The 24,159-nt window shown below is 44.9% G+C and carries 21 protein-coding genes; 4 read left to right on the forward strand and 17 right to left on the reverse strand.

Annotated elements, in window-relative coordinates; all coding sequences use genetic code 11:
- Nucleotides 1-142: 142 nt before the first annotated feature.
- Nucleotides 143-2,392: a hypothetical protein gene (locus CWO08_RS02060; RefSeq protein ID WP_108019697.1), complete on the forward strand. Its 2,250-nt coding sequence runs from the start codon at nucleotides 143-145 to the stop codon at nucleotides 2,390-2,392.
- A 70-nt stretch (nucleotides 2,393-2,462) separates the two neighbouring features.
- Here the strand turns inward: CWO08_RS02060 and melR are convergent, their stop codons facing one another.
- Nucleotides 2,463-3,482, reverse strand: coding sequence for a transcriptional regulator MelR (gene melR / locus CWO08_RS02065; RefSeq protein ID WP_102433564.1), 1,020 nt, complete (start codon nucleotides 3,480-3,482; stop codon nucleotides 2,463-2,465).
- Between the two features lie 327 nt (nucleotides 3,483-3,809).
- On the opposite strand from melR, the gene CWO08_RS02070 reads away from it, so the two are divergent.
- Both CWO08_RS02070 and melB read left to right on the forward strand, forming a co-directional pair.
- Nucleotides 3,810-5,162, forward strand: coding sequence for an alpha-glucosidase/alpha-galactosidase (locus CWO08_RS02070; protein WP_108019699.1), 1,353 nt, complete (start codon nucleotides 3,810-3,812; stop codon nucleotides 5,160-5,162).
- A gap of 71 nt (nucleotides 5,163-5,233) precedes the next feature.
- Nucleotides 5,234-6,661: a melibiose:sodium transporter MelB gene (gene melB / locus CWO08_RS02075; protein WP_108019701.1), complete on the forward strand. Its 1,428-nt coding sequence runs from the start codon at nucleotides 5,234-5,236 to the stop codon at nucleotides 6,659-6,661.
- Between the two features lie 100 nt (nucleotides 6,662-6,761).
- Here the strand turns inward: melB and CWO08_RS02080 are convergent, their stop codons facing one another.
- From CWO08_RS02080 to CWO08_RS02085, 3 genes are all read right to left on the reverse strand, one after another.
- Complete coding sequence (locus tag CWO08_RS02080; RefSeq protein WP_102433561.1) at nucleotides 6,762-7,313, reverse strand: disulfide bond formation protein B; 552 nt, start codon at nucleotides 7,311-7,313, stop codon at nucleotides 6,762-6,764.
- Nucleotides 7,314-7,322: 9 nt separating this feature from the next.
- Nucleotides 7,323-7,478: a DUF5993 family protein gene (locus CWO08_RS23905; protein WP_017061085.1), complete on the reverse strand. Its 156-nt coding sequence runs from the start codon at nucleotides 7,476-7,478 to the stop codon at nucleotides 7,323-7,325.
- A gap of 365 nt (nucleotides 7,479-7,843) precedes the next feature.
- On the reverse strand, nucleotides 7,844-8,104 hold the full coding sequence (locus tag CWO08_RS02085; RefSeq protein WP_017061084.1) for a DUF5062 family protein: 261 nt from the start codon (nucleotides 8,102-8,104) through the stop codon (nucleotides 7,844-7,846).
- 442 nt (nucleotides 8,105-8,546) lie between these two features.
- On the opposite strand from CWO08_RS02085, the gene CWO08_RS02090 reads away from it, so the two are divergent.
- Nucleotides 8,547-8,762 (forward strand): hypothetical protein, encoded by a 216-nt coding sequence (locus CWO08_RS02090; RefSeq protein WP_108019703.1) that lies wholly within the window; start codon nucleotides 8,547-8,549, stop codon nucleotides 8,760-8,762.
- Nucleotides 8,763-8,908: 146 nt separating this feature from the next.
- On the opposite strand, the gene CWO08_RS02095 is transcribed toward CWO08_RS02090, so the two are convergent.
- From CWO08_RS02095 to CWO08_RS02155, 13 genes are all read right to left on the reverse strand, one after another.
- A complete protein-coding gene (locus tag CWO08_RS02095; protein ID WP_055319277.1) occupies nucleotides 8,909-9,565 on the reverse strand; it encodes a QnrS family quinolone resistance pentapeptide repeat protein in 657 nt (218 codons plus the stop codon).
- Between the two features lie 447 nt (nucleotides 9,566-10,012).
- Entirely contained in the window at nucleotides 10,013-10,495 is a 483-nt protein-coding gene (locus CWO08_RS02100) for a MarR family winged helix-turn-helix transcriptional regulator (protein ID WP_108019705.1), read from the reverse strand.
- Between the two features lie 361 nt (nucleotides 10,496-10,856).
- On the reverse strand, nucleotides 10,857-12,071 hold the full coding sequence (gene choV, locus CWO08_RS02105; RefSeq protein WP_102432468.1) for a choline ABC transporter ATP-binding protein: 1,215 nt from the start codon (nucleotides 12,069-12,071) through the stop codon (nucleotides 10,857-10,859).
- A 2-nt stretch (nucleotides 12,072-12,073) separates the two neighbouring features.
- Nucleotides 12,074-12,916 carry a choline ABC transporter permease subunit gene (choW, locus tag CWO08_RS02110; RefSeq protein WP_102432469.1) on the reverse strand — a complete coding sequence of 281 codons (843 nt, stop codon included), beginning with the start codon at nucleotides 12,914-12,916 and terminating at the stop codon, nucleotides 12,074-12,076.
- A 95-nt stretch (nucleotides 12,917-13,011) separates the two neighbouring features.
- Complete coding sequence (locus tag CWO08_RS02115) at nucleotides 13,012-13,983, reverse strand: choline ABC transporter substrate-binding protein (RefSeq protein WP_108019706.1); 972 nt, start codon at nucleotides 13,981-13,983, stop codon at nucleotides 13,012-13,014.
- Nucleotides 13,984-14,140: 157 nt separating this feature from the next.
- The gene (betA, locus tag CWO08_RS02120) at nucleotides 14,141-15,853 is read right to left on the reverse strand and encodes a choline dehydrogenase (RefSeq protein WP_102432471.1); all 1,713 of its coding nucleotides are present in this window, start codon (nucleotides 15,851-15,853) and stop codon (nucleotides 14,141-14,143) included.
- Nucleotides 15,854-15,925: 72 nt separating this feature from the next.
- A complete protein-coding gene (gene betB, locus CWO08_RS02125; RefSeq protein WP_108019708.1) occupies nucleotides 15,926-17,386 on the reverse strand; it encodes a betaine-aldehyde dehydrogenase in 1,461 nt (486 codons plus the stop codon).
- 125 nt (nucleotides 17,387-17,511) lie between these two features.
- Nucleotides 17,512-18,114: a transcriptional regulator BetI gene (betI, locus tag CWO08_RS02130; RefSeq protein WP_004732441.1), complete on the reverse strand. Its 603-nt coding sequence runs from the start codon at nucleotides 18,112-18,114 to the stop codon at nucleotides 17,512-17,514.
- Nucleotides 18,115-18,544: 430 nt separating this feature from the next.
- Nucleotides 18,545-19,051 carry a hypothetical protein gene (locus CWO08_RS02135; protein WP_102432474.1) on the reverse strand — a complete coding sequence of 169 codons (507 nt, stop codon included), beginning with the start codon at nucleotides 19,049-19,051 and terminating at the stop codon, nucleotides 18,545-18,547.
- A 9-nt stretch (nucleotides 19,052-19,060) separates the two neighbouring features.
- On the reverse strand, nucleotides 19,061-20,743 hold the full coding sequence (locus tag CWO08_RS02140) for an LruC domain-containing protein (protein WP_108019710.1): 1,683 nt from the start codon (nucleotides 20,741-20,743) through the stop codon (nucleotides 19,061-19,063).
- Nucleotides 20,744-20,950: 207 nt separating this feature from the next.
- On the reverse strand, nucleotides 20,951-22,135 hold the full coding sequence (locus tag CWO08_RS02145) for a Xaa-Pro peptidase family protein (protein ID WP_108019712.1): 1,185 nt from the start codon (nucleotides 22,133-22,135) through the stop codon (nucleotides 20,951-20,953).
- Nucleotides 22,136-22,171: 36 nt separating this feature from the next.
- Entirely contained in the window at nucleotides 22,172-23,515 is a 1,344-nt protein-coding gene (locus CWO08_RS02150; protein ID WP_102478417.1) for a TRAP transporter large permease, read from the reverse strand.
- Complete coding sequence (locus CWO08_RS02155; RefSeq protein ID WP_108019714.1) at nucleotides 23,512-24,054, reverse strand: TRAP transporter small permease; 543 nt, start codon at nucleotides 24,052-24,054, stop codon at nucleotides 23,512-23,514. Before CWO08_RS02155 ends, CWO08_RS02150 begins: the two co-directional genes overlap by 4 nt.
- Nucleotides 24,055-24,159 lie beyond the last annotated feature (105 nt).

Consider the following 24,159-nt stretch of genomic DNA (forward strand, 5'->3'; position numbering starts at 1 on the left):
TGTCAAGTTAGAGACGATAAGTTCTTTGACAGGGTTTGCTACGCTTATATTGCTCAGAGAACATTTTGTTATTTTTGCTTTAGCGAGTCCCCGGTATTTATTGACCACTACAAGGTGGCTCCCATCGTAGCTAGGAAGCTTCATGAAAAAACACTGTACCTCGTTATTGTCACTCCTATCCTTTATCAGCCTCGCACTTCCAAATGCCAGTTTAGCCAACTACGCCATTGTGCTGCCCGGCCAGCATGAGCAAGGGAACAACTTGCAAGGCTCTGCTGTATCAGCAGACAACGTGATTGATTGGGAGATAGATAACAGTGATTTAGTATTTGGGGCTTACGGCAATAAAAGTGACAACGAAAAAGCCAATAGCATCGGTTATATGTACAACCAAAAGTTAGAACTAAATTCGGGAGCGTTGGAAGACGAAATTAGAAACACGGCAGAGAAAAACAACATTGATTACGAAGACTTCTTCTTACACTTTTCAGAAGATACTATTCTTGCAGAGCTGGATACAACGCACGGTGAAAATACGCTTTTAAACCGCAAGCCTATGATCGTTGGCTATACCGCAGACGAAAAACATGCGGGCTATGCACTTTATCAGCAGCCGCCTTGGGATGCTGATGTGTTTGAACATTTCGAACGTGGCGGAGCACTCTACGTTTACCATTCGGAGAAGTTCGATAGCTTAACATTCGAATTTTCACGCTTTGCACAAGGCGGAGAATTCCATATTGAATATCCAACATCGACGAATGTTCTAGGCCAATCTACGGCATGGGCTCGCTTAGAAATAATAAACGATCACACACAGAATATGACTCAAAACCAAGCGGTAAACTGGCGATTGCCCTCGAATTGGGTCAGAGCAACGACTCACGATGGCAGCGGCCAGAGCTACGGTGGCGGGCAGTATTTTGGTTCTACATTTGTGCGAGGTGGCGGCCGTTTATACGTTATCAGAATCCGCTGGCAAGGTAGTTCAAGCGATATTCGACCTCGCTTAAATCAAGTTCAATTAAAAGACAGTTTCCCTAAGTTCGATATCAAGAACCTACCGTTTCCCATTTCAAGTACAGATCCGAAGTCATCCGGCAAAGCCAAACATTGGCGGAAAATTCACGGCTTTGACCAAGCCGCGGATCTAAATAGAGATAACTACTTATCACCTTCTGAGTATCAGAATCGAACCAACAAATCGGCCAAGGCGCGCTTTCGTTGGGAATCTCGCGTCATTCCTTTTGGACGAATGTGGAACCAAAATTCATCATGGGCGCTGACCAACCTAACTAATCCACAGTTATTAAGTGCAATACAAGCTTACTATTCCAAACATTGGGCTCAGCAAGGCCTGCGCGGGGCGTATAACGACGACACCAATAAGCTCATGGGCAACAATCAGTTTGAGGTGTATATGGGTGGAAAAATCAGTGAAATGGAGCTTATTGTAGGCTCAGATGACGCCGACCAAGTTTACCAAACTCAATTCACCTCTTTCCTACAGAACCTAACAGCGCACGACAGTAATCCGATCGTTGGGCTCAATATTGGAACGGCCAACCTTTATGGTCGGCATGGCCAATCACACCTAATCAAAGCAGGAAATGTCTATCTGAGAGAGCATTATTTATTCCCGTCGACAGGATTCAGTGGTTATGCAGGGCTGTCTAAATTTTGGGATAATTCTGCGCTGGCACACGGCAAGAAAAATGTGATATTTCAAGCAACCACGCATTTTGGCCGAGTTGAATATTTTGGAAACAACGAAGAAAACTGGAAACAAGACCAGTACTCAACACTCGCTATTTTTTACCTCAACTACCACCCCAAACACAGTTACTTCAACCAGTGGAACAGCGGCTACGTATATGGGAGCAACAATACAACCAAAGACAACTTCTGGAAAAGTGGTATACCAAAGAACATAGCTTATCGGCCAACCGCATTACTCGCCGTTGATTTAGGATCCCCTACTCATTCGATACCTCAAGGTTTTGAAGCCATCCCTTTGATGCTTTCAACGAGTAGCCCACAACCAGCCGATTACACGATTGTTGGAAACGCAGCCCAAGACCACATTGAACATGCTGATCTGCCGAACGGTAAGGTTCAATTACTGCCAACTCATAGTTACTTTGTTTATCAATCGGATCACTACGCGGTAGAAGGTGGCCCAGAAGAGATGGTGCTCGCGAGAGAGTTTGAGCATGGCCGTGTCCTTTATCGCACCGACTTTCATGGACAGAACTCAGACTTTTACTCGGCACCGAAACTCAGCATTCCATTAAAAAAACCAATGAGGCCAGTCGATGCAAACGGCGATATTGGCGACTATGTAAACGAAGTTAAGCTTGGGGGATATCAAGGGCTATTTCTGCTTTATTAACTCCTTAACCCCTTAACCCCTTAACCCCTAGTTCAGGGTATTAGCCATCTTTACGCAACGGAATAAACACTTACCACTTTTCCTTTAAATTATCGGTGACCGTTAGCGGCCTTTTACCATCACACGCGCCTTTCTCAAGGTCGTAGACAGGACTGGCTCCATGACTACTCCACCGGTGATCTTCCCTCGCTATTTTTCGATATTGCGTCGGCGTGGCGCCAATGTACGTTTGGAAGGTTTCATAGAATCGGCTACTCGAATTGAAGCCCACCGTGAGTGAGATATCGAGAATGGTTCTGTCCGTATCACTCAGTAAAGCGCGAGCATGATTAATACGCATCGCAGTAATATACTGCTTAATGGTCATCTGCATCGTTCGTTGAAATACGTTCATTGCATAGTTGGCATGTAATCCAATATGTTCTGCGATATCTTTCACGGTTAATGGCTGGTTATGATGCGAGGCGATGTATTCCAACATTTGGCTGACATAGAATTGAGAGTGTTTCGACACCCCTTTTGAAGTCGATTTGTCCTGTCGATTTACGAGCAGTTGTTGCCAACCATCAAGGCAGATTCGCTTAAGCATCAAGCCAATTTCATCGATGGCCAACTGCTGGCGACTTTCTGACGAATGCTTGATCTCTTGTACCCATCGGGCAATTTCAAATTCACTCACTAACGAACAAGAATTCGATTGCAACACACTGCCGTGAGTTATCTGATTGACTAAATCCCGACTGAGAGTCCACGACATAAAATGATGAATCGGTATGTTGATGATCCCCATATTATGGCTCTGGCCGGGATTGGTGAGTCGATGAGGTACCGATGCCCAAAACAAGCCAATCGATCCGCTCTTAACCACGATTGGACTGCCGTTAATGATGTATTCCACATCGTCCCCAAAAGGAATATTCACCTCAATTTGACCATGCCAATGATAGCCGGGCATGGAGTGAGGAGCTCTAAGCTCGATATCGATTTTCTCATAGGAAGAATAGAGAGAAAGCGGGCTTACCGACACTGTCTCGGACGAGTACTTATCTAAAGTGATAATTCTCAGCGTATCAGGGGTTGATTGCGGCATATCTCGTTCCTTAGGAAATCGTATAAATGACTTTTAGCAGTTCCTCGACAATAAAACTCTGAAGGCGATCATAGTGCCAAAATACCCCATTTCATAAGATCAGCACAATGTGATTAGAGTCAGCATCTTAAGTACAAAACTCGCTTCGTTACACAATGCCTCTCCTCAAAAGCCAGCAAGTTATCCCATTTCCTAAGATTTTCATTCAGTGATTTTAAAATATTAGTAAACGGGAGAGCTATTTGATTATCTGAGACGAATCGACGTGGGTTCTAGGTGTAATTTATCTGTATCAACAAAGAACTCAGAGAGATAAAGGATCCCACTATGCAAAGCCCTAAAATCACATTCATCGGTGCAGGCTCAACCATTTTTGTTAAGAACATTCTTGGCGACGTTTTCCACCGTTCAGCACTACAAAATGCTCATGTCGCATTGATGGATATTGATGAGAATCGATTAGAAGAGTCTCACCTTGTCGTCAGTAAGTTGATGGAATCATCCGGTGCGACTGGCTCTATCTCATGCCATTTAGATCAAAAAGAGGCACTACAAGGTGCAGATTTTGTTGTCATAGCCTTTCAAATCGGTGGCTACGAGCCATGTACCGTCACAGATTTCGAAGTGTGTAAGCGCCATGGTCTGGAACAAACCATCGCAGACACACTAGGCCCAGGCGGTATTATGCGTTCGCTACGCACAGTCCCGCATCTTTGGAGTGTCTGTGAAGATATGACTGAGGTTTGCCCGAACGCGACCATGCTTAACTACGTCAACCCAATGGCAATGAACACATGGGCAATGTACGAGAAGTATCCACACATTAAACAAGTCGGTTTGTGTCACTCAGTACAAGGTACCGCAGAAGAACTAGCACGCGACCTAGACTTAGATTACGCAGATCTTCGCTATACCTGCGCAGGCATTAACCACATGGCTTACTACCTAACCCTCGAGAAAAAAACAGAAAGCGGTGAGTACGTCGACATTTATCCAGACCTACTTGAAGCCTTTGAGAGTGGCCAAGCGCCTAAGCCGGGTATTTATCACAATGGTCGCTGCACCAACTTAGTCCGCTATGAGATGTTTAAGAAGCTTGGCTACTTCGTGACAGAGTCTTCTGAACATTTTTCTGAATACACCCCCTACTTTATCAAGCCAAATCGTCCAGATTTAATCGAACGTTATAAAGTGCCACTTGATGAATACCCTAAACGTTGTGTCGAACAAATTGCCGATTGGAAAAAAGACCTTCAAGAGTTCAAAACGGCCGATAAGATCACCGTTGAGGAATCTCACGAATACGCTAGCACCATCATGAATTCTATCTGGACGGGTACACCTAGCGTCATCTATGGCAACGTTAAAAACGAAGCCTTAATCGATAACCTGCCGCACGGTTGCTGTGTTGAAGTCGCCTGTTTAGTCGATGCCAATGGTGTGCAACCAATCAAAGCTGGCCGCCTACCAAATCACTTGGCCGCATTGATGCAAACTAACATCAACGTCCAAACTCTATTAACAGAAGCCATTCTCACTGAAAACCGCGACCGTATTTATCATGCTGCGATGCTTGACCCTCATACTGCCGCCGTACTTGGAATAGAAGAGATATACGCGCTGGTTGATGACTTGATTGAAGCCCATCAGGGTTGGTTACCAGAGTGGGTTAACAAGTAACTTCATACTAAAAAAACATACAACAACGTGAATATCAACGCCTTCTCACCGAGGAGGCGTAAGGAGTGGCAATGAGTATCTCTATGAATACCAAGCTAAGTTATGGCTTTGGCGCATTTGGTAAAGACTTCGCAATCACCATCGTCTACATGTACCTAATGTTTTACTACACGGATGTAGTCGGTATTTCTGCCGCTACAGTCGGCACCATTTTCCTCGTCGCACGCATCTGGGATGCCGTCAATAACCCTATTATGGGGTGGTTAGTCAACAATACTCGCACTCGATGGGGCAAGTTCAAACCTTGGATTTTAATTGGCACACTGGCTAACTCCGTGGTTCTTCTGATGGTGTTTAGTGCGCATTACATCGAAGGTCCTTGGTTAATCGCATACGCCGCTGTCACCTATATCTTGTGGGGCATGACTTACACACTAATGGATATCCCTTTTTGGTCATTGGTCCCAACACTCACCTTAGATAAGCGTGAACGTGAAGAGCTCGTCCCATACCCTCGCTTCTTTGCGAGCCTAGCTTGGATTGTAACTGCGGCTATCGCAATGCCTTTCGTGAACTACGTAGGTGGGGACGATAAAGGGTTCGGCTTCCAGATTTTTACTCTCTTGTTGATCGCTTGTTTCTTGGTATCAACTTTCATTACTTTACGTAATGTGAAAGAACGCTATTCAACGGCTAACCTAGACACAACACAACCCGAAGAAAAGGTTTCACTGAAAAAGCTTCTAGCGCTTATCTACAAAAACGACCAACTGACCAGTGTTCTGTGTATGGCGCTGTCTTATAACCTCGCGACCAACATCATTACAGCGTTCGCGGTTTACTACTTCACTTATGTGGTGGGTAATGAAGAACTTTTCCCTTACTACATGGCTTATGCAGGTATTGCTAACCTCATCACACTGGTGCTGTTCCCTAAACTTGCCCAGATGTTTTCACGCCGAGTTCTGTGGGCATGTGCGTCCTCTTTCCCTATTTTAGGCAGTGCAGTACTCATCTACGTTGGCATGTACGACAAACAGAGCATTCTACTGATATCAACAGCCGGCGTTTTTCTACAAATTGGTACAGCGCTATTCTGGGTACTTAACGTCATCATGGTGGCAGACACGGTCGATTACGGTGAGTTTAAACTGGGTTCTCGTTGCGAAAGCATCGCTTACTCAGTGCAAACCTTGGTCGTAAAAGCAGGTTCGGCATTTGCCGCTTTCTTTATCGGTATCGCGCTCACCGCTGTTGATTATGTACCTAACGTAACGCAAAGCCCTGAAACCGTATTCGGCATGCAATGCATCATGGTTGGTCTACCAGCTTTCTTCTTTGCCATTGCACTAATCATCTACTTCCGCTTTTACAAGCTGAACGGCGCATATCACCAAAAGATCCAAGACCACCTCACTGAAAAATATGACCACATTACAAACGAAGGCTCAGATAAAGGGGAAACCGCAAAACCGACAGAACCGGCACAAGTCGTATAGCATGAAATCACATCGAACAGTTTACATATACAATTAAAAGCGCAAACACAAACAACAAAGCCACAGCGTATGCTGTGGCTTTGTTGTTAGTTAATAGGCTCTAACCAACACCTTGATTAAGCAACCAATAACTCACTGGGTTATCAGGGCATTGATAAGGCCCACACTCAGCAAACGTAGCAATAGCATTGAGCGCAACCACAACGATTGCCAGTAAGCACGCAATACGCCCTAGATTGCTCATTTTGTATGGTTCTTGAGTTTCTATCTTATTCGTTAGTATCAAGATCACAGCAACCGCAAAGATAGTGGCCGTGAACAAAACAAAAGCCCAAGTATAATAATGCATCCCGAGGATGGGGCTACCGTAGCCAGGCGTACCGGGAATTACATGTAACGAGACCTGTCTTAGCGAGGTAGCAACACCATATAAAGCGCCAATTAGGACGATGCCATAGTGGCGAGATTGAGGCCCATAAACCACATTCAACATGAAGCCAAACGCCACCATCACAAAGCCAATACGTTGTAATAAGCATAACGGACAAGGCAACTCATTAAGAACAAACTGAAGAATAAAGCCGATCAACAAAACGGCTGTCATACCTAGCAAGCCAAGTGTATTCAAGAGAGTTAACTGATTTCGATTCATGCTAGCTCCTTACAGTAAGATCGATAATGGGTCGGTGGCATGGTGGTTAAACCAATACAAACCTAGGATCACTGAGCTAGCAAAAAAGCCATAAGCAGCGGTCTTCTTATCGAAAAAGGCGCATAGCATCGCCACTAGTAACAACAAAAACAGTAAAGACATCATAAGAGGTTTTTCCTTTCTATTTATCCTGTTCAGTCAGACTAAACGTCATAACGAATATCCACACCGATGCTCTTAATCATTCAAGTTCGGTAAATCGATGGATTACGAATTGAAGATCATCAACTTAATAGTTGTTAGTAAGATCCAAGCTGTCAAGTTTGGGGCCTCGTACTGAGTAATCACAAGTACGTTGAGGCAACTAATGAACAGATGATGCGCGTTAATGTTGATGGCAGGTAAGGTTGGCGAATATATGAATGAAGTTAGGCTTGGGGGAATATTAGGGGCTACTTTTACTGTACCCAAAAGCAAAAAACCTAGCGAAAGGTCGCTAGGTTTTAAATACAAAATGAGGTAATACAAGCTTACTTCAGCGGGTCATTGTCCGGCAGTGCCTTATGAAGCCATAGTGCTAAACGCTTCTTGATGTTCGCGCCATCAAGCTTATCGTCAGGTAACGGTGTGATCTGATTGACTTCAACAAGGAACAAGTACACCGCTTTAACCTTTATCGGTTGGGATGAATTTGGCAAATCAAAACCTTGTAGTTTTGCCATCTTAAAACCGACTTCAACTGCTTTTTTTACCAGCTTATCTTCATTAATGATCTTCGCGGTTTTCGACATATCATCTCCATCATCTTTATCGAACGAGTACTGAGTATATCAAACAGAAAAACTCACAAGATTACCTCGCTCTCAATTTGAGGAGTCGCTTTGATAAATAAAACAAATCATAGGCTCTAAGCTGATTCTAATTCGATTAATATTTACGACATCAACATCCATACGCAAACGAGCTCTTAATAAAATACTCAGTAAATGAGATCTTAAGTCAAAAACTGAAAATCGAACAATATTTAACTTACCATCCTAAAGAATACGGAATACTATGATTATCATTTAGGTGATATACATTCTATGGAATACAAATAAACCTATGTTATTTAACCAGTTTTATAGTAAAACGACTTAGGTCATATTTACAGGTTCCTGTAACAGAATGTTATTTACAAAACACTCATTAAGAAAATAGAATAAACCCACTAATATTATACTGGTGTTAAAAATGCGTTACCTATGGGCTTCATTCTGTCATAAAAACCCGATCATCGGACGAATCGTTCATATCCTTGTTATGTTGGTAGCGTTAGCTTCTATCGTCGTTCCATTGATATCAAAAGACGCAACAACCATCTTGGTTTCATTGGGTGTTGCTCTGGTCTCTTTTGTGTTGTTTGTGTTCTTTGCCCTGGCCGACAAAATGCGTTCAGGCATGCACTAATCAGCCAATCAGTTCTCTATTCACCAAGCGTTCTCTTTTTAAAAAATCATTATAAAATGCTGGTTACCAGATACGGAAAAGCCCAAAGTTATTAGCTTTGGGCTTTTCTTCTAGCGACTGTGGTTGGCTACAACCGAATGAAAAAATCAGTCAGGCATTACAACAATACCCATACTTTCAAGCAGCTGCTCTTGCTGCCAAGCGACGATTTTAATCCCCGATGTGTCAACCTTTCGAGGATCTAACCCTTCCAATTCAGCGTGGCATAAGTTTGCTCCCTGCATACTGAACTGCCCCCATACATCTTCCGAGAACACGCCTCGGCTCAGATCAGACTCTTTCAGTGACGCGCCACCAAGGTACGTTCCTATCCAACGGTTCTCAAACAGCTCGCACTTCTCTAAACAAGCCTGTTCAAAATTGGCGTATGACAGGTTACAGCCCGTAATATACGCAGAGCAAAAATACATTCTATTGCTTACCTGATTGGCAAAATTTGTTCGAGTAAAGTTCGCGCCTTTCAGATCGCATTCGCGCAGTTCGATCCCATAGCAGTTTGCATTACTAAAGTTCGCCATCGCCAACTGGCAATTCTGGAAGCTTGCATCTCGTAAGTCGGCAACATCAAAGTGGCACCCCTCAATATCGCCTTGTTCAATAAACTTACAGTTAATAAACGTTGCGTCGCGTAAGTTCGAACGTCTGAAATCACAACGGATAAACGTGCAGGCTGTAAATGTAAGCTCTGATAAATCTTGCTGAGCAAAACTGTGGTGATGATAAGTGCTGTTATTAGTATCCATTTAGCCCCCTAAAGAAATTAAACTAAGACTATCATTACGATCTTAAGAAAACACCAAATTAAAAAGCAATAAAAACAGTAACTTAAAACACCAAGATTTAGCCATTTTAAGGTGCCAAACAAGCTCTTTAAGGCTGTTATTTTCGTTTTATAGCATGCGCTTATCTTGAAAAAAGTTTTGTCGCTTAGAAGGGGTATATAAGATGAGACACAACGAGAAGATAATCATCATATGTCAGTATGAACTTGATGCAATACCCTATACAGATGCACTCGCTGATAATCGGTCTTTCTCAGGCCCAATTTGTATCGACAGGCCACAACTAAAAGGTGATTTGTACCAGTAAAATCTGAGAAGTAGGGAGGCCAAGATCAAAAATGGCCGCTTAATGCGACCATTTGATAATAATTTAAGTTTTTGTTTTAAATGAACAATTTAAAAATGACGTTAGCTCTTGGCTACGTTTGCAATGCCTTCAAGCTGTAGAACTGGGGCTGCGTCGATGTCTTCTGCGTTCATCATTGATGATACGCGTTGCATCGAGGAAAGCAGTAGGCTCTGCTCCCACGGTTCTAGGTTTTGGAATTTTTTAACGAAGTTATCTTGCAGCGGCGGTGGCGCATTGTTTAGCAGCTCTTGGCCTTTTTCCGTCAAGTTCGCATGCACTTTACGACGGTCTGCAACACTACGGATACGTTGTACGTAACCATTCAACTCTAGGCGATCGATGATCGTCGTGGTTGTGGCTTGGCTTACATTGGTCTGATTCGACAATTCTTTGATCGTCACATTACCCATTTCTTGGATTGCTCTCATTAGAATTAATTGAGGGCCAGTCAAACCATACTCTTTACTCAGCTTTTTCGAGTGTAAATCGATAGCGCGAATAATTTGTCGAATAGCGACCAGGATTTCGTCATGTTTGTCCAAGATGCAGACCTTTGTACTAATATACTGTGAGTGGTTTTACAGTATCGAAGCGAAGAACTCTCATGAAATCGGAGTCAGGACCGCTCAAATTACACTGTAAATTGATAAATTACGTCATTAATTTTTCCGCATTGTACTGATGTTCATACTATTCTCAATCTTTTCTATGCCTCTGAATTTGCGCAGGGCAACACTTTTGCTCAATGAGTCACGATTTTCGCTCTTATATCGGCTAACAAGGTAACAAAAAGCCAGAAGTCGTTAACAAATAAAAAAGCAGAGCCGTCAAATAGGTAGGGAGATTGTGATGGCCCCACTACCTATTAAATGTTTCGATATCTGACTATTTTAGTTCAAAAGACTAAGCAGCACTGTTTAGTTGAAAATTACCTGTCAGCGCGTTGTAGAACTCGCTGTTATCCAAGATCCCAACCAATTGATTGTCTTCAACCAGCAAAATCGGATGGTTACTTATCTGCTTGAGCTTAATCGCATCACGCATGCCAATTTCAGGGCTTGTGACCACGACACTCGACGCGCTGATCGCCGCTAAGTCATCTGACTCGCTCCACTCGACAAGCGCCAAAGTAGATTCACCTTTGACCGATAAAGCACCTTCACTCTGTTCAATCCAGAGGTCTTTAGAATCGCAGATCTTCCAGCTTTCATTCTCTTGCGTCAGCGAATCAAGAGGCTGCATCAAAGAACGACCTTTAAGCACATTCAATGGATTGGTGTGAGCAACGAAGTCCTTCACATATTCTGTTTTCGGCGTCAGAACGATCTCTTCAGGTTTACCGTGTTGAATCAGTTTGCCTGACTCCATGATCGCAATGTTGTTACCAATCTTCAGTGCTTCATCTAGGTCGTGACTCACGAACAGAATCGTTTTGTTTAGTTTGTTTTGCAACGTGATCAGTTCATCCTGCAGTTGAGCACGAATCAATGGGTCAAGCGCCGAGAACGGTTCATCCATCAATAGAATGTCAGTATCCATTGCAAACGCACGTGCCAAACCAACACGTTGCTGCATGCCGCCAGAAAGCTCATGCGGGAATTTGGTTTCCCATTCGGCTAGGCCGACCATTTCTAATTGTTCACGCGCCTTAGCACGACGAACATCTTTGGCGACACCCTGCATTTCAAGACCAAATGCCACGTTGTCTAATACGTTAAGCCATGGCATCAAAGCAAACTTTTGGAACACCATAGAAACGCGGTGAGTACGAAGGTGACGCAAGGTCGCTTCGTCGCATTGTTCACCTAAATCAACCAGCTTGTCTCCATCTTTGATCGCCAATGAGCCACGGCTGATCTCATTCAAGCCGTTAACTGCGCGAAGCAAAGATGATTTACCAGAACCAGACAAACCCATCAGTACACAAATCTCGCCTTCTTCCACCGTCAGCGACACATTATCTACGCCAACAACTTGGCCAGTCTCATCAATGATCTCTTGGCGAGTTTTACCTTGATCGAGTAGATCCAGCGCTTGATTGGCTTTGTTACCAAACACAACATCAAGGTTTTTGATGGTAATCGCGTCCATTGCCTTCTGTTCCTGAGAGATAGACATGATTAAGCTTCCTTCTGGTTTGGTGTTTTGCACAAGCGGTCAAGGATGATTGCGACTAAAACAATCGCTAATCCGGCTTCAAAACCTTGTGAGATGTTCACTGTGTTCAATGCACGAACAACAGGTTTACCAAGTCCGTCAGCGCCAACAAGAGCGGCGATAACCACCATCGAAAGCGACAACATAATACATTGGGTGACACCGGCCATGATGCTTGGCAGAGCGGCAGGTAATTCAACTTTGAGCAGTAACTTCATGCGACTTGCACCAAAGGCTTTACCCGCTTCAATCAGCTCTTCAGGGACTTTCGTTACCCCTAAGTAGGTCAAACGAATCGGAGCAGCTATCGCGAAAATAATGGTCGAGATTAAGCCAGGCACGATGCCCAAGCCAAATAGAACAAGAGTTGGAATCAAATACACAAACGTCGGAACGGTCTGCATTAAATCGAGAATTGGGCGCAACATCGTATAGAGCCAAGGACGGTGAGCAGCCATGATGCCAACCGGTACGCCAATTAATACGGAAATCGTTGTCGCCGCAAAGACGAGAACAAAGGTTTCCAGCATTTCTTGCCAGTAGCCGAGGTTAAGAATAGTCAGCAGTGCCGCGACCACAAAGATCACCAGCGAGAGTTTACGGTGTAAGTACCATGCAATCGCAGCGGTAATCACGATTGGCAGAGCAGGCGGCATCCACTTAAATACATCGACTAAAAACATAATGACGGTTTCTAGAAAAATCGAAATAGCGTCAAAGAATCCTGCTGCATTGATTGTTAGCCAATCAACACCCGCTTCCATCCATTGTCCGACAGGGATTTTGTTTTCCGTAATAAAATTCACAATATTGCCTTTTATTATGGGCGGGCTACTTCAAACCAATCGATAAATTGGTAAGCCCACCTTTATTATTTATGTAGCTGTTGAGATAGGTAGAACTAAGCTTTAACTTGTTTTAGGTATTCAGTAACCGCTTGAGTCGCTGATTCACCTTTATGCGTTTTTACGTTGTCTAACCAAGCTTCAACTTGTTGAGGGTTATTGTTCAACCATTGTTGAGCCGCTTTTTCTGGCTTCACTTTTTGGTTCAGAATCTCTTCCATCAACTGGTTTTCCATCTCTAGAGTGAATTCTAGGTTTTGTAGAAGTTGACCGACGTTTGCACACTCAGACAGGTAGTTTGAACGAACGTTGGTGTAAACATTCGCGCCACCGTAGTTAGGGCCGAAGAAGTCGTCACCGCCTGAAAGATATTCCATTTCAACATTGCTGTTCATCGGGTGCGGAGCCCAACCAAGGTAAACAATCCATTGGCTACGGCGTGCTGCGCGTGATACTTGCGACACCATGCCGGCTTCGCTTGATTCAACTAGGCTGAAATCTTTTAGACCGAATGCGTCAGAGTCGATCATCGATTGGATTAGACGGTTACCATCGTTACCAGGCTCGATGCCGTAGATGCGGTCTTTAAATTTGTCGGCATGTTTTGCTAGGTCTGCGAAACTTTTAACACCGGCGTCGTACACGTACTTAGGTACAGCTAGCGTGTATTTCGCACCTTCAAGGTTGGCGCGAACAGTTTCAACGGTGCCCGCTTCACGGTATTTAGCAATATCGCCTTCCATGGTTGGCATCCAGTTCCCTAGGAATACATCAATGTCGCCGTTTGCCATTGAAGAGTAAGTCACCGGTACTGAAAGTAGGTCGGTTTTGGTTTTGTAACCAAGGCCTTTTAATAGTTCAGAAGTAATGGCGGTTGTTGCGGTAATGTCAGTCCAGCCTACATCAGCGAAGCGAACGTTTTCACATTGCTGTGGTTCTACTGAAGCGTTAGCACCAAATGCAAATGAGCTGATGGCTAGTGCTGTTAACGTTTTTGTCGTCACGTTCTGAATATTTAGAGTCGTCATAATGGTTCCTTTTTATCTTTCCTTTTGCTGCTCGATATCAACGCCGATAGAGAGCAGTTCTTCTGACTTTTGACTAATTAGTTTTGTTATTCTTTGCTTGTTACTTGTTGTTTTTATTCTTTACTACTTTTGCTATTTTTTACCCAATAACAGACGCTTACGCTTCTCGTACTGGCTTATTGATTCTTTGTGTCTCTTCCCATTCCGGTGCTATCCATACCGGAACGTTTTGCTCTTTTAGAACGGGCTTGCCCAGAATCAAATCCGAGGCACGCTCAGCCACCATGATGGTTGGCGCGTTCAAGTTTCCGTTTGGAATAGTTGGGAATACAGACGAATCAACAACACGCAGATTATCAATGCCGCGAACACGACACTCTTCATCAAGCACCGCCATTGGGTCGTTATCAGCGCCCATTTTGCAGCCACAAGAAGGGTGATAAGCACTTTCAACATTCTGCTTAACCCATTCATCGATTGCTTCATCGGAGGTAATGCTTAGACCCGGCTGAATCTCTTCACCACGGTAAACATCCATCGCAGGTTGCGACAAAATCTCACGGGTTAAGCGAATACAATCGCGCCAATCTTGGCGGTCTTGTTCGGTTGAGATGTAGTTGAAAATGATCTCTGGCTTGGCATGCGGATCAGCAGAGGTGATCGCAACCGTACCGCGACTCTCTGGCTTGTTAGGTCCAACGTGTACTTGGAAGCCGTGGCCATCAAAGGCCGCTTGGCCGTCATAACGCATCGCAGCTGGTAGGAAGTGATATTGAATATTTGGCCACTTCAATCCTTTACGAGAGCGAATGAACGCGCACGATTCAAAGTGGTTAGTGGCACCAAGGCCCTTACGAGTCAGAATCCACTCGGCACCAATCATGCCCTTGCTTACCAAGCCAAGCTTGCTGTTGAGCGTGATGGGTTCGTTACAGTGATATTGGAAGTACACTTCTAAGTGATCTTGAAGGTTTTCACCGACGCCACTGAGTTCGTGTTTCAGCTCAACACCCGCCTTTTCAAGCACGGCTTTCGGGCCGATACCAGAAAGCTGAAGCAGTTGAACAGAACCAATAGAACCCGCAGAAGAGATCACCTCTTTGTTCGCTACCGCAACTTGGGTATTGCCTGACTTTTCAAACTCAACACCAACCGCTTTCAAGCCCGATTGACCATTTGAGTCTTGTGCTTCAAGTAAGAAACGACGCGCCACGATGCCCTTCTTCAAGGTTAGGTTTGAACGCTTCAATGCACGGCGTAGATAAGCGTTAGAGGTAGAGGCTCTAACACCCTTGTCTACCGTCATATGCATAGTGCCGAATCCTTCTTGCTGGTAGCCGTTGTAATCGTTTGTTTCTGGGTAACCGGCATCTTTACCTGCATCGATGAACGCTTGGTAAAGCGGGTTGAGCTCCATATCGTTACCGTTACAAGTGCCGACAGGGCCATTGTCACCACGGTATTCATCACCGCCTTTGTTCCATGATTCAGCACGGCGGAAGTAAGGTAAGCATGCTTGGTAGTTCCAACCCGCTGCGCCCTCTTCTTCCCATTGGTCAAAATCACACGCGTGGCCACGAACATAAACCATCCCGTTGATCGATGAGCTGCCGCCTAACACTTTGCCACGTGGGCAGTGCAGTTCACGTCCATCAAGACCCGGTTCTTTCTCTGTTTCAAATTGCCAAGCGTACTTTTCAGTATTCATTGGGTAAGAAAGCGCGGTTGGCATCTGGATAAAAATGCTCTTATCCGTGCCACCAGCTTCCAGTAATAAAACGCTATGTTCACCGCTTTCCGTTAGCCTATCCGCTAACACACAGCCGGCCGAACCCGCGCCGACGATAATATAATCGTAGCGTTGTTCCATGTTTTGATTTCCCTGAGATGAGTCAGTAGGGCTAGCTCTGTTAAGCTAACCCATAAAATTGAGTGTTACGCTTTAGGCATAAGGGCTGGCGTAGTCGCCAAGTTCAATAAGAATGCTCTTAGTCTGCGTATAATGAAGTAGGGTTTCTGGTCCATTTTCACGGCCAATCCCCGAAAGCTTGTAACCACCAACAGGCATTTCTGCCGGTGAGTCGCCCCACGTGTTCACCCAACAAATACCTGCCTGCATTTGATGAATAACACGGTGCGCACGAGAAAGGTTTTGCGTGAACACACCAGCCGCAAGGCCGTATTTGGTGTCGTTGGCGCGGCGAATCACATCGTCTTCATCCGTAAACTTCAACACTGACATTACAGGACCGAAGATCTCTTGTTGAACATGAGGCATGTTGTCTTCGCAATCCACAAACACCGTTGGAATAACAAAGTTGCCGTTTTCGAGACCGTTGTCTGTCACTTGATAGCCGCCCGTCAACAGGGTTGCACCCGACTGCTTAGCTAGCTCAATTGCTTCAAGGACTTTTGACAGGTGTTCTTTAGAAATCAACGCGCCGATCTGAGTCTCCATGTCCATTGGGTTACCAATGATCAGCTTCTCAGTGCGTGTTTTAAGTTGATCGATGAATGCGTTGTAGATGTTTTCGTGTACATAAACACGAGTACCGTTGGTGCACACTTCGCCTTGGGTGTAGAAGTTAGCAACCATCGAAGCGGAAACCGCATCATCCAATTTCGCATCATCAAACACGATCATTGGTGACTTGCCGCCAAGTTCCATGGTGACTGATTTCAGCGTCTTAGCGCTATCTGCCATTACCGCTTTACCGGTACCGGTTTCGCCCGTGAACGACACTTTCGCGACGTCTGGGTGCGCCGTTAGCATTTGACCAACACGGTAATCGCCCTGAACCACGTTAAACACGCCATCAGGAAGACCAGCTTCAGTAAAGATTTCTGCAAGCTTGAGCGCCGTTAGCGGCGTTTCTTCTGAAGGTTTGAAAATCATCGCGTTACCCGCGGCCAATGCCGGAGCTGATTTCCACATCGCGATTTGAATTGGGTAGTTCCATGCGCCAATGCCAGCACAGATGCCCAGCGGTTCACGGCGTGTGTAGAAAAATTGAGATTCGCTCAGCGGCTGTTGGTCGCCTTGTAGCATGGGAGCCAAGCCAGCAAAGTATTCAATAACATCAGCGCCAGACGCCACATCCACTTCAATTGCTTCTTGCAGCGGCTTGCCCGTATCAACAACCTCAAGGTTTGCAAGGTCATCATTTCGAGCTCTAAGTATTTCCACAGCCTTCAAAAGAATACGGCTGCGTTCCACAGCGGTCATTGCTGACCATACCGCAAATCCGCGCTTCGCAGATTCAATAGCGCTGTCGACATCCGCGGAAGATGCTTGGCCTAACGTCGCGATAGGTTCACCGTTTGCAGGGTTAATGCTATCAAAGGTTTCACCAGAGGTTGCTTTAACCGCTGCGCCATCGATGTATAACGAGTTCATTTCCATTTGAGATTCTGACTTAATTATTGTTATTAGACTCTACTGGTCTATATGTGAGTATTAGGTGTAAATAGTGGTCGTTCTAGCTCTTGCTCTAGGTCTAGCTCAAGGTCTAACGCTACCACTGCGATCTATTTGCTGTGACACGAGTAGAACGTAAGTTGTTTATCTAGATAATCATTGATGATAGCTCGCGCCTTTTGAGCATCGATACCATCTGGGTTTAGTGTGCCTCTCAGCCACAAACCATCAATCAGAGACGCAATCCCGTGAGCAACGAGATCCGCTTGTTCATGATTCAAAATACCTTTCAACTCAAGACGTAAGTGTGAAATCAAACGTTTTTCATTCACACGCTGCAGTCTTTTCAGCTGCTCGTCATGCATTGAATATGACCAAAATGCCAACCACGCCTTCGCGACCTTATTTTCTGCTTGGTAACCTTCGAAGTTACCATCGATGATTGCGTTAATTCTCTGTTGGTGAGCATCAACAGGAAGCGCTTTTAGTGAAGTCGTGATGGTGTTGGAGAGTTGGCGAAGGATTTCACGCATGGTCTCTTCGAGCAGGCCGTGCTTACCACCAAAATAGTGATTAATGATGCCGGTAGAGACTCCCGCTTCTTTGCTGATCAACGCAATACTCGCGGCATGCAAACCGACTCGATCAATCACCGTCATGGTCGCTTGAACAAGCTGTGGTTTACGTATGTCAGGCATCCCAACCTTCGGCATTTCTTAGTCCTTTTATTTTTTATTGAACGTTCAGTTAAATATAAAATGACAGAAATTTAGTTAGGGTTCAAATGATTATTTAAAACAAACTCGTAACAATACAGCGTTCAAAATCACAAAAATCATTATAAAACAATAAATTAAATATCATTTAGAGCACTAACGAAAAGAATTAAAGATTTGAGGTGTGATAGTTAATGGTCAAATGTTTTTACTCAATAAGAACAAAACTTAACCACTTATCTTCTGAGCCGAAATGGGTGATATGCAAAGAATAGGCATCGTTATTTGTGGTTAAGAAGGGAGAAGCGATGGCGTAATTGATCGAGAGCAAGAATGAAAATCAGATACGACGAGAGCACCTTTATCAAGTTAGGTGCTCTCATTTTTTTATCACCAATATCGAGGTAATAAAGCGTGGTTAGTTCAACTAAAAAGCTAAGTGGTAACTATTGCTCGACTGATCCAGTGAAATCACCCAACTTTGCTCTTTCTCACTGCTGCTCATCGGCACCCAACGAGCGTAAATTTGCTCCCAGTTCCCATTCACTTCTAATTCCACAACATCGATTTGAGTTGGGTACACCGTGGTGATTCTCGATAAAGGGTCAGCGACAACATCACCGTTACTCATCACAAATGCCGACTCGGAATACAAGTGCAGCGCTCCCGAAGTCGTTCCCGTGTAATCCATCGACAAGCTGATCTTCTCCCCAATATCAAATGAGAAACCGACAGGCGCCACGATATCAGACGTACTGATCGCTGCTGGCTGGATTACTAACGCAGGCAATTGAGCGGGCGTCGGTGTTGGTGTCGCAGCTGGAGTCTGCGCAGGTGATGCACTGGTGTTACCACCGCCACCTCCTCCACCGCCACAAGCACTTATTATGAGTGAGAAGGATGTCATGGTAATTAATTTGCTTATCTTATTCATGGTGCTCTCCTACTCATCCGTCGCTGATATAACTTTGTTCGTGGTCGATGCTTTGTACCATTCACCATCGGTCTCACCGCTGCTGGTTACCCATGTAGGGAATGACGTATACGCATCACTGATATCAACCAGTTCTACAGGATGATCCCATTCGTCTCGAATGTTGATGACCCACGGCATATTATTACTGGTTTTGAACGACTCAGAGCCTGAAGAGCTGTCATCATGACTATTGAACAAGGCGTTATTCATATCACTGGTACCTGTAAACTCTTTTAAGTGAGTTTGCCACGTCATACCCGGAGGGGTCGCGACGAAGTCACCATGATAAGTACCATCAGCCCCAAAGATAAATGAGTCATAAGGTGGGTACCCTATGTCATCACGTGATACTGCTGTAGTAAATTCCACGTACAGTTGGTAGTTAAGCACGTCAGCGTTTTGTACCCCAGAACATGCACTTTGGGTTCGGTAGAAAACACAGCTTTCCGATAGTTCACCAAGATTCTCTAGGTCTACTCTCAAATCCTCAGAGACCATCAATATCGTTTCACTATCACCTGCTTGCAAAATCGTATGACCGACGGCAACACCGTTACGAGTTAATGTTGTCGACGCTACGTTAGCAGGTAAAACGTTAGGTAGCTTCACAGCATAACCATTTGAGTAGCCCGCTCCCATTGCTTGAAGGGTGTAATCTACGGTCAAGTTCTTGAGTTCTCGTTGACCATTAAGCTGCTCTGTCACTTTGTAGCGCCACACCACGTCATTGAAGTCGTAGTCACCTTTCAATGGCCAATTATCTTCGAATGCGATCGTTGCGTAGCTGTTCGAGCTCGGGTAAACCGTTGTTACGGTCACATCTTCATTATTCTCTTGAACAAGCACTTCATATTTGGAATCTGTCGTGCCATCTTCATTAACCCCATCAACGGCGGTAAATGGCGTCACTTCGACCGTGAAAATCAGATCATTAAAGTCGTTGTCTCCAGTTGGACGATAAATATCCTCAAAGCCAAGTACCAAAAACTCATTCTCTGTATCTAGAAAGGCAACATTGTGTCTTCTATTTTCAGCTGACGCCTCAGGGTTAAGTGATGGATAGCTGTAGAAAGGTGTGCCCCAGCCACCAAGCCACGGGATGTTGTTATAAGAGCCTTCCCAGCCCCAACCATTCGAGATGATAAAAAAGGCTAATGTTTGACCTGCCGTAAGTTGGACACTGAGATCAATAGAGTCCCCTTCTTGCATTTCCCCAACATCAGCAACCGACGTATTAGGAAACACCACGACATGTGCGTTGATATCGTCTTTAGTTGCTGGAGGGTTATCAGTATCAAAAACGAAGTAGCCAAGGGTGTTGCGGTAACCCGCCCCTTCGTTCAGGAAAGTGATTGTGGCTGTGGCGTACTCTGCACCGTCCAACTCATCATCAATATCAATACTCGAATAACGCTCAGGTGCAATAAAGGCACTGTTCACGGTAGTGCCTTCTGGCAACATCGAATAGACGTTAGTTAAAACATCTTGAGGAAGTGACCCCGCGATCGAATAAGTATTATTGGGTTTACCTTTTGCAGAATAGTTAGAAGCATCCGAGCCTGATTCAAATGTAAGGTCTGCGGTTGTCAACGCCATCGCGACACATGGCACCAAGCAACTCGGCAATATGACTGAATTCCAATTTCTCATTCTGTTCCCTCTTTCACTAGCCTTAAACGTGTATAGAGGAATGGAGCAAGTATAGTGCCGAAAAATAAAACTATATTTAACAGAAGGTTATGATTATCTAGTTGAAAATTCTCATTTTGAGAATAAAGTTGAATGTAAAAACCGCTATTCAAATAGCGGTCTTAATTTGGGATGAATAGAAGGGTTAACAAAGTAACTAACTGTGGTTTATTCGCCGATAATCGGCATAGACTGCCAGGCTCTTTGGTGCAACATTTCACAACCAGATTCGGTAATAACGATGTTCTCCTCGTGCACCATCATGCGGTTCTTCGCAAATGCCATACCGGGCTCTAACGTTAACACCATGCCGGGTTTTAATATCACGTCACCATTTGGTACATGTGATGGCCACTCTGTTAGCTGCATGCCTAATCCATGCCCCATACGACCCACATCGTTGCCAAGCGCGCCGTTCTTTTCGAGTACCGACCACATGGCTTGCCACACGTCTCCAGTGGTGCGTCCCGGCTCAGCAATCGCGAGCCCCGCTTCTGTCGATTGATAAACGGCATCGTAAGCCGCAATGGTGTCAGGTGCTGCGTGACCAAAGGCATAATTACGGTCAAAGTCGCTAAAGTAGCCATCAAAGTTAGCCCCCGTATCGATGATCAACACGTCACCTTCACTGAGTACACGGTCGGTTGGTCCCATAATGATGTTGTCATACCCACCTTGGCCGGACGCGGAAATAAGATAAGGACACGCATCGGCACCCAAACGTAACATCTCTAAATGCATCGCTTTACACGCCTGTCGTTCTGTCATGCCTATCGCTAAACGGTGACGAAGATATTCAAAGCCCGCCGCCGTCACTTGACAAGCAAAGCGTACTTTATCGATCTCAGCTTGAGACTTAACACTACGCAAGTCTCGAACCATCAATGACACATCAACCACACAGTGTTGGCTCAACTTCTGCTGTAACAATGCATAATTAGTGGCTGGCATACGCAAATGTGTTTCAGGGCCAATCATCGAACCGATTCTACGAGAACCCTTGGAGACCTCAGATAGCGAAGAAGCTAACAAAGAGATACCGTCGTCTTCTGGTCTTGGTGACGGCCAACTGCGCACGTCGTCAATCCATGTATCGTCGAAACCAGCGACACCAATCTCTGGCACTAGCGCTATGGGCTTACCAACCGCAGGCACCACCAAAAACCAAGGTCGAGTTGGGCTTTCCCAGAACTGCGATTTGAAGCCACTGAAATAGCGAAATTCAGGTTCGGTCGTAAAAAATGCAGCATCGATGTTTTGAGCACGTAGACGTTGTTGTAACTCGACAGTACGTTGCTCTAGCTCTGCTGATTCAACCCCTCTCTGCGGAGGTGTTAACGGCAATATACTCATATTTCTATCCTTGATTGAAGAAAGGTAACCCTAGAATTAATTGAATAAAACATCTCTTGGTAGCAGAGCGATACTTGGAAAGAAAATCAGCAAAGCAGACATCAATATCAAAATAAGGAAAAACGGTAATGCCCCACGGATCACTTCCATGTAAGGTCGCTCGAAAATCGCTATGGCTGTAAAGATGTCACAGCCAAATGGAGGTGTTGCCGACCCAATCGCCATTTGCAGCGTTACCATCACACCGACCAAGATTGGATCGATACCTGCGGCATTAACAATCGGCATGAAAATCGGCGTCAAGATCAGCAAGACCACTAACGAATCCACAAACATACAGCCGACAAAGAAAGTCAGTGCGATGACAAACAGAATGTATTCAGGTGAGGCGTCCTCTAGATTAAGAGGAGCTAGCAACTCCTGAGGAATTTGTTCAAACGAGATATACCAAGAGAACGCCTGACCGACACCCACAAGCACAAAGACAACCGCGGTAATCAAGCCGGTATTTAACGCCGCATCGCAGATGTCTTTTACGCCAAGTTTGCGATAGAAAATGCACTCAACGATGATCGCATACAGCACTGCGAATGAAGCCGCTTCGGTAGGCGTGACCACGCCAGAGTAAATACCACCGATAATCAAAGCAGGGAAACCAAGAGGAAGGATCGCTTTCTTGATCGCTTCAATACGCTCGGCAGTGTTGGCTTTTTCAACCAAAGAGATGGTGTCGCTGTGTTTCACGCTGTAGGCATAGCTGTATAACGAGAACAGGCTAGCGAGCACTAAGCCCGGACCAATACCAGCAATAAACAACTCCCCTACACTGGCGTTGGCTAAGGTGCCGTAAAGAATCAAGCCGATACTCGGCGGAATAAGAAACGCGATGTCACTGGCATTGATGATCAACGCCATCACAAAACTATCTTTGTACCCTGCTTGCAGCAACTTAGGACGCATGATTTGCCCAACCGACACCACGGTCGCTTGGGTCGAACCGGAAACTGAACCAAACAAGGTACAGCTGATACACGTAGTAATCGGTAACCCGCCACGCAGGTGTCCAACAAAAGCTTGAATCAGGCCAAGTAAATTATAGGCCGTGTGCCCACGCGTCATAATATCCGCAGCCAAGATGAACATCGGCACCGCGATTAGAGCGTTCGGCGAAATACCTGTCACCATCTGCTGAATCAGCACTCCCGGCTCAACCTGAGAGAAATGAATCAAGCCAATCAACGCCCCAACCGCTAATGGCACAATCATAGGGAAGCTCAAAAACAGCAAAATCACCATCACAGAGACAAGAGTAAATGTGATGACATAAATATCTAATTCGCCGGCAATAATGTCCGAGAAAAACTGTGCAACATCGCTCATTCGAACTCACCTACTTTTGTATTTCTATTTTCAATCACGTCAAATGACACGTAAATCTCTTTATGCAGTAAGTTCATCAAGAAACTCATGCTGTATTGCAATCCCGCGATAAAAAATCCGATCGGAATGATCGCGTACACCCAATACACAGGGAACTGTAAGGCTGGACTTAACCGGTTGATATCTTTCAGCTCTTTAACGTAAAAGAACGCATGGTAGGTGAGATAAAACATCAGCATTGCTGTTAATAACGCAATGATGGTTGTGAGAATTTTCTGAGCTTTCGTGCTCAATGAATCGTAGACCGCTGTCATACGAATATTTCGACCTTGGCGCACCGCATAAGCGAAGCCGACGAAGGTAACAGAGACAATCAGAAACTGATTGAGCTCTTCCGAAAAAAATAGGCTTTTATTGAAGCCGTAACGACCAATCGCATTGGCCGTAGAGTTGATCATCATCGCGAGAATGGCAGTCATGATCAAAAAGCGCTCTAGCTTTTCTGTCGCGACACTTATTTTATGTAGCAGTTCTTTCATAACAGGCAGTGCTCCATACTTCGTTCAGTGACACGAGTCCATTGCCACTATTTGGAGAAGGTTGGGATAAGCTATCCGCTGACACATATCAACGGATAACTATCA

This window comes from Vibrio sp. 10N.286.48.B8 (genome assembly GCF_003050085.1).
Taxonomy (GTDB): domain Bacteria; phylum Pseudomonadota; class Gammaproteobacteria; order Enterobacterales; family Vibrionaceae; genus Vibrio; species Vibrio crassostreae.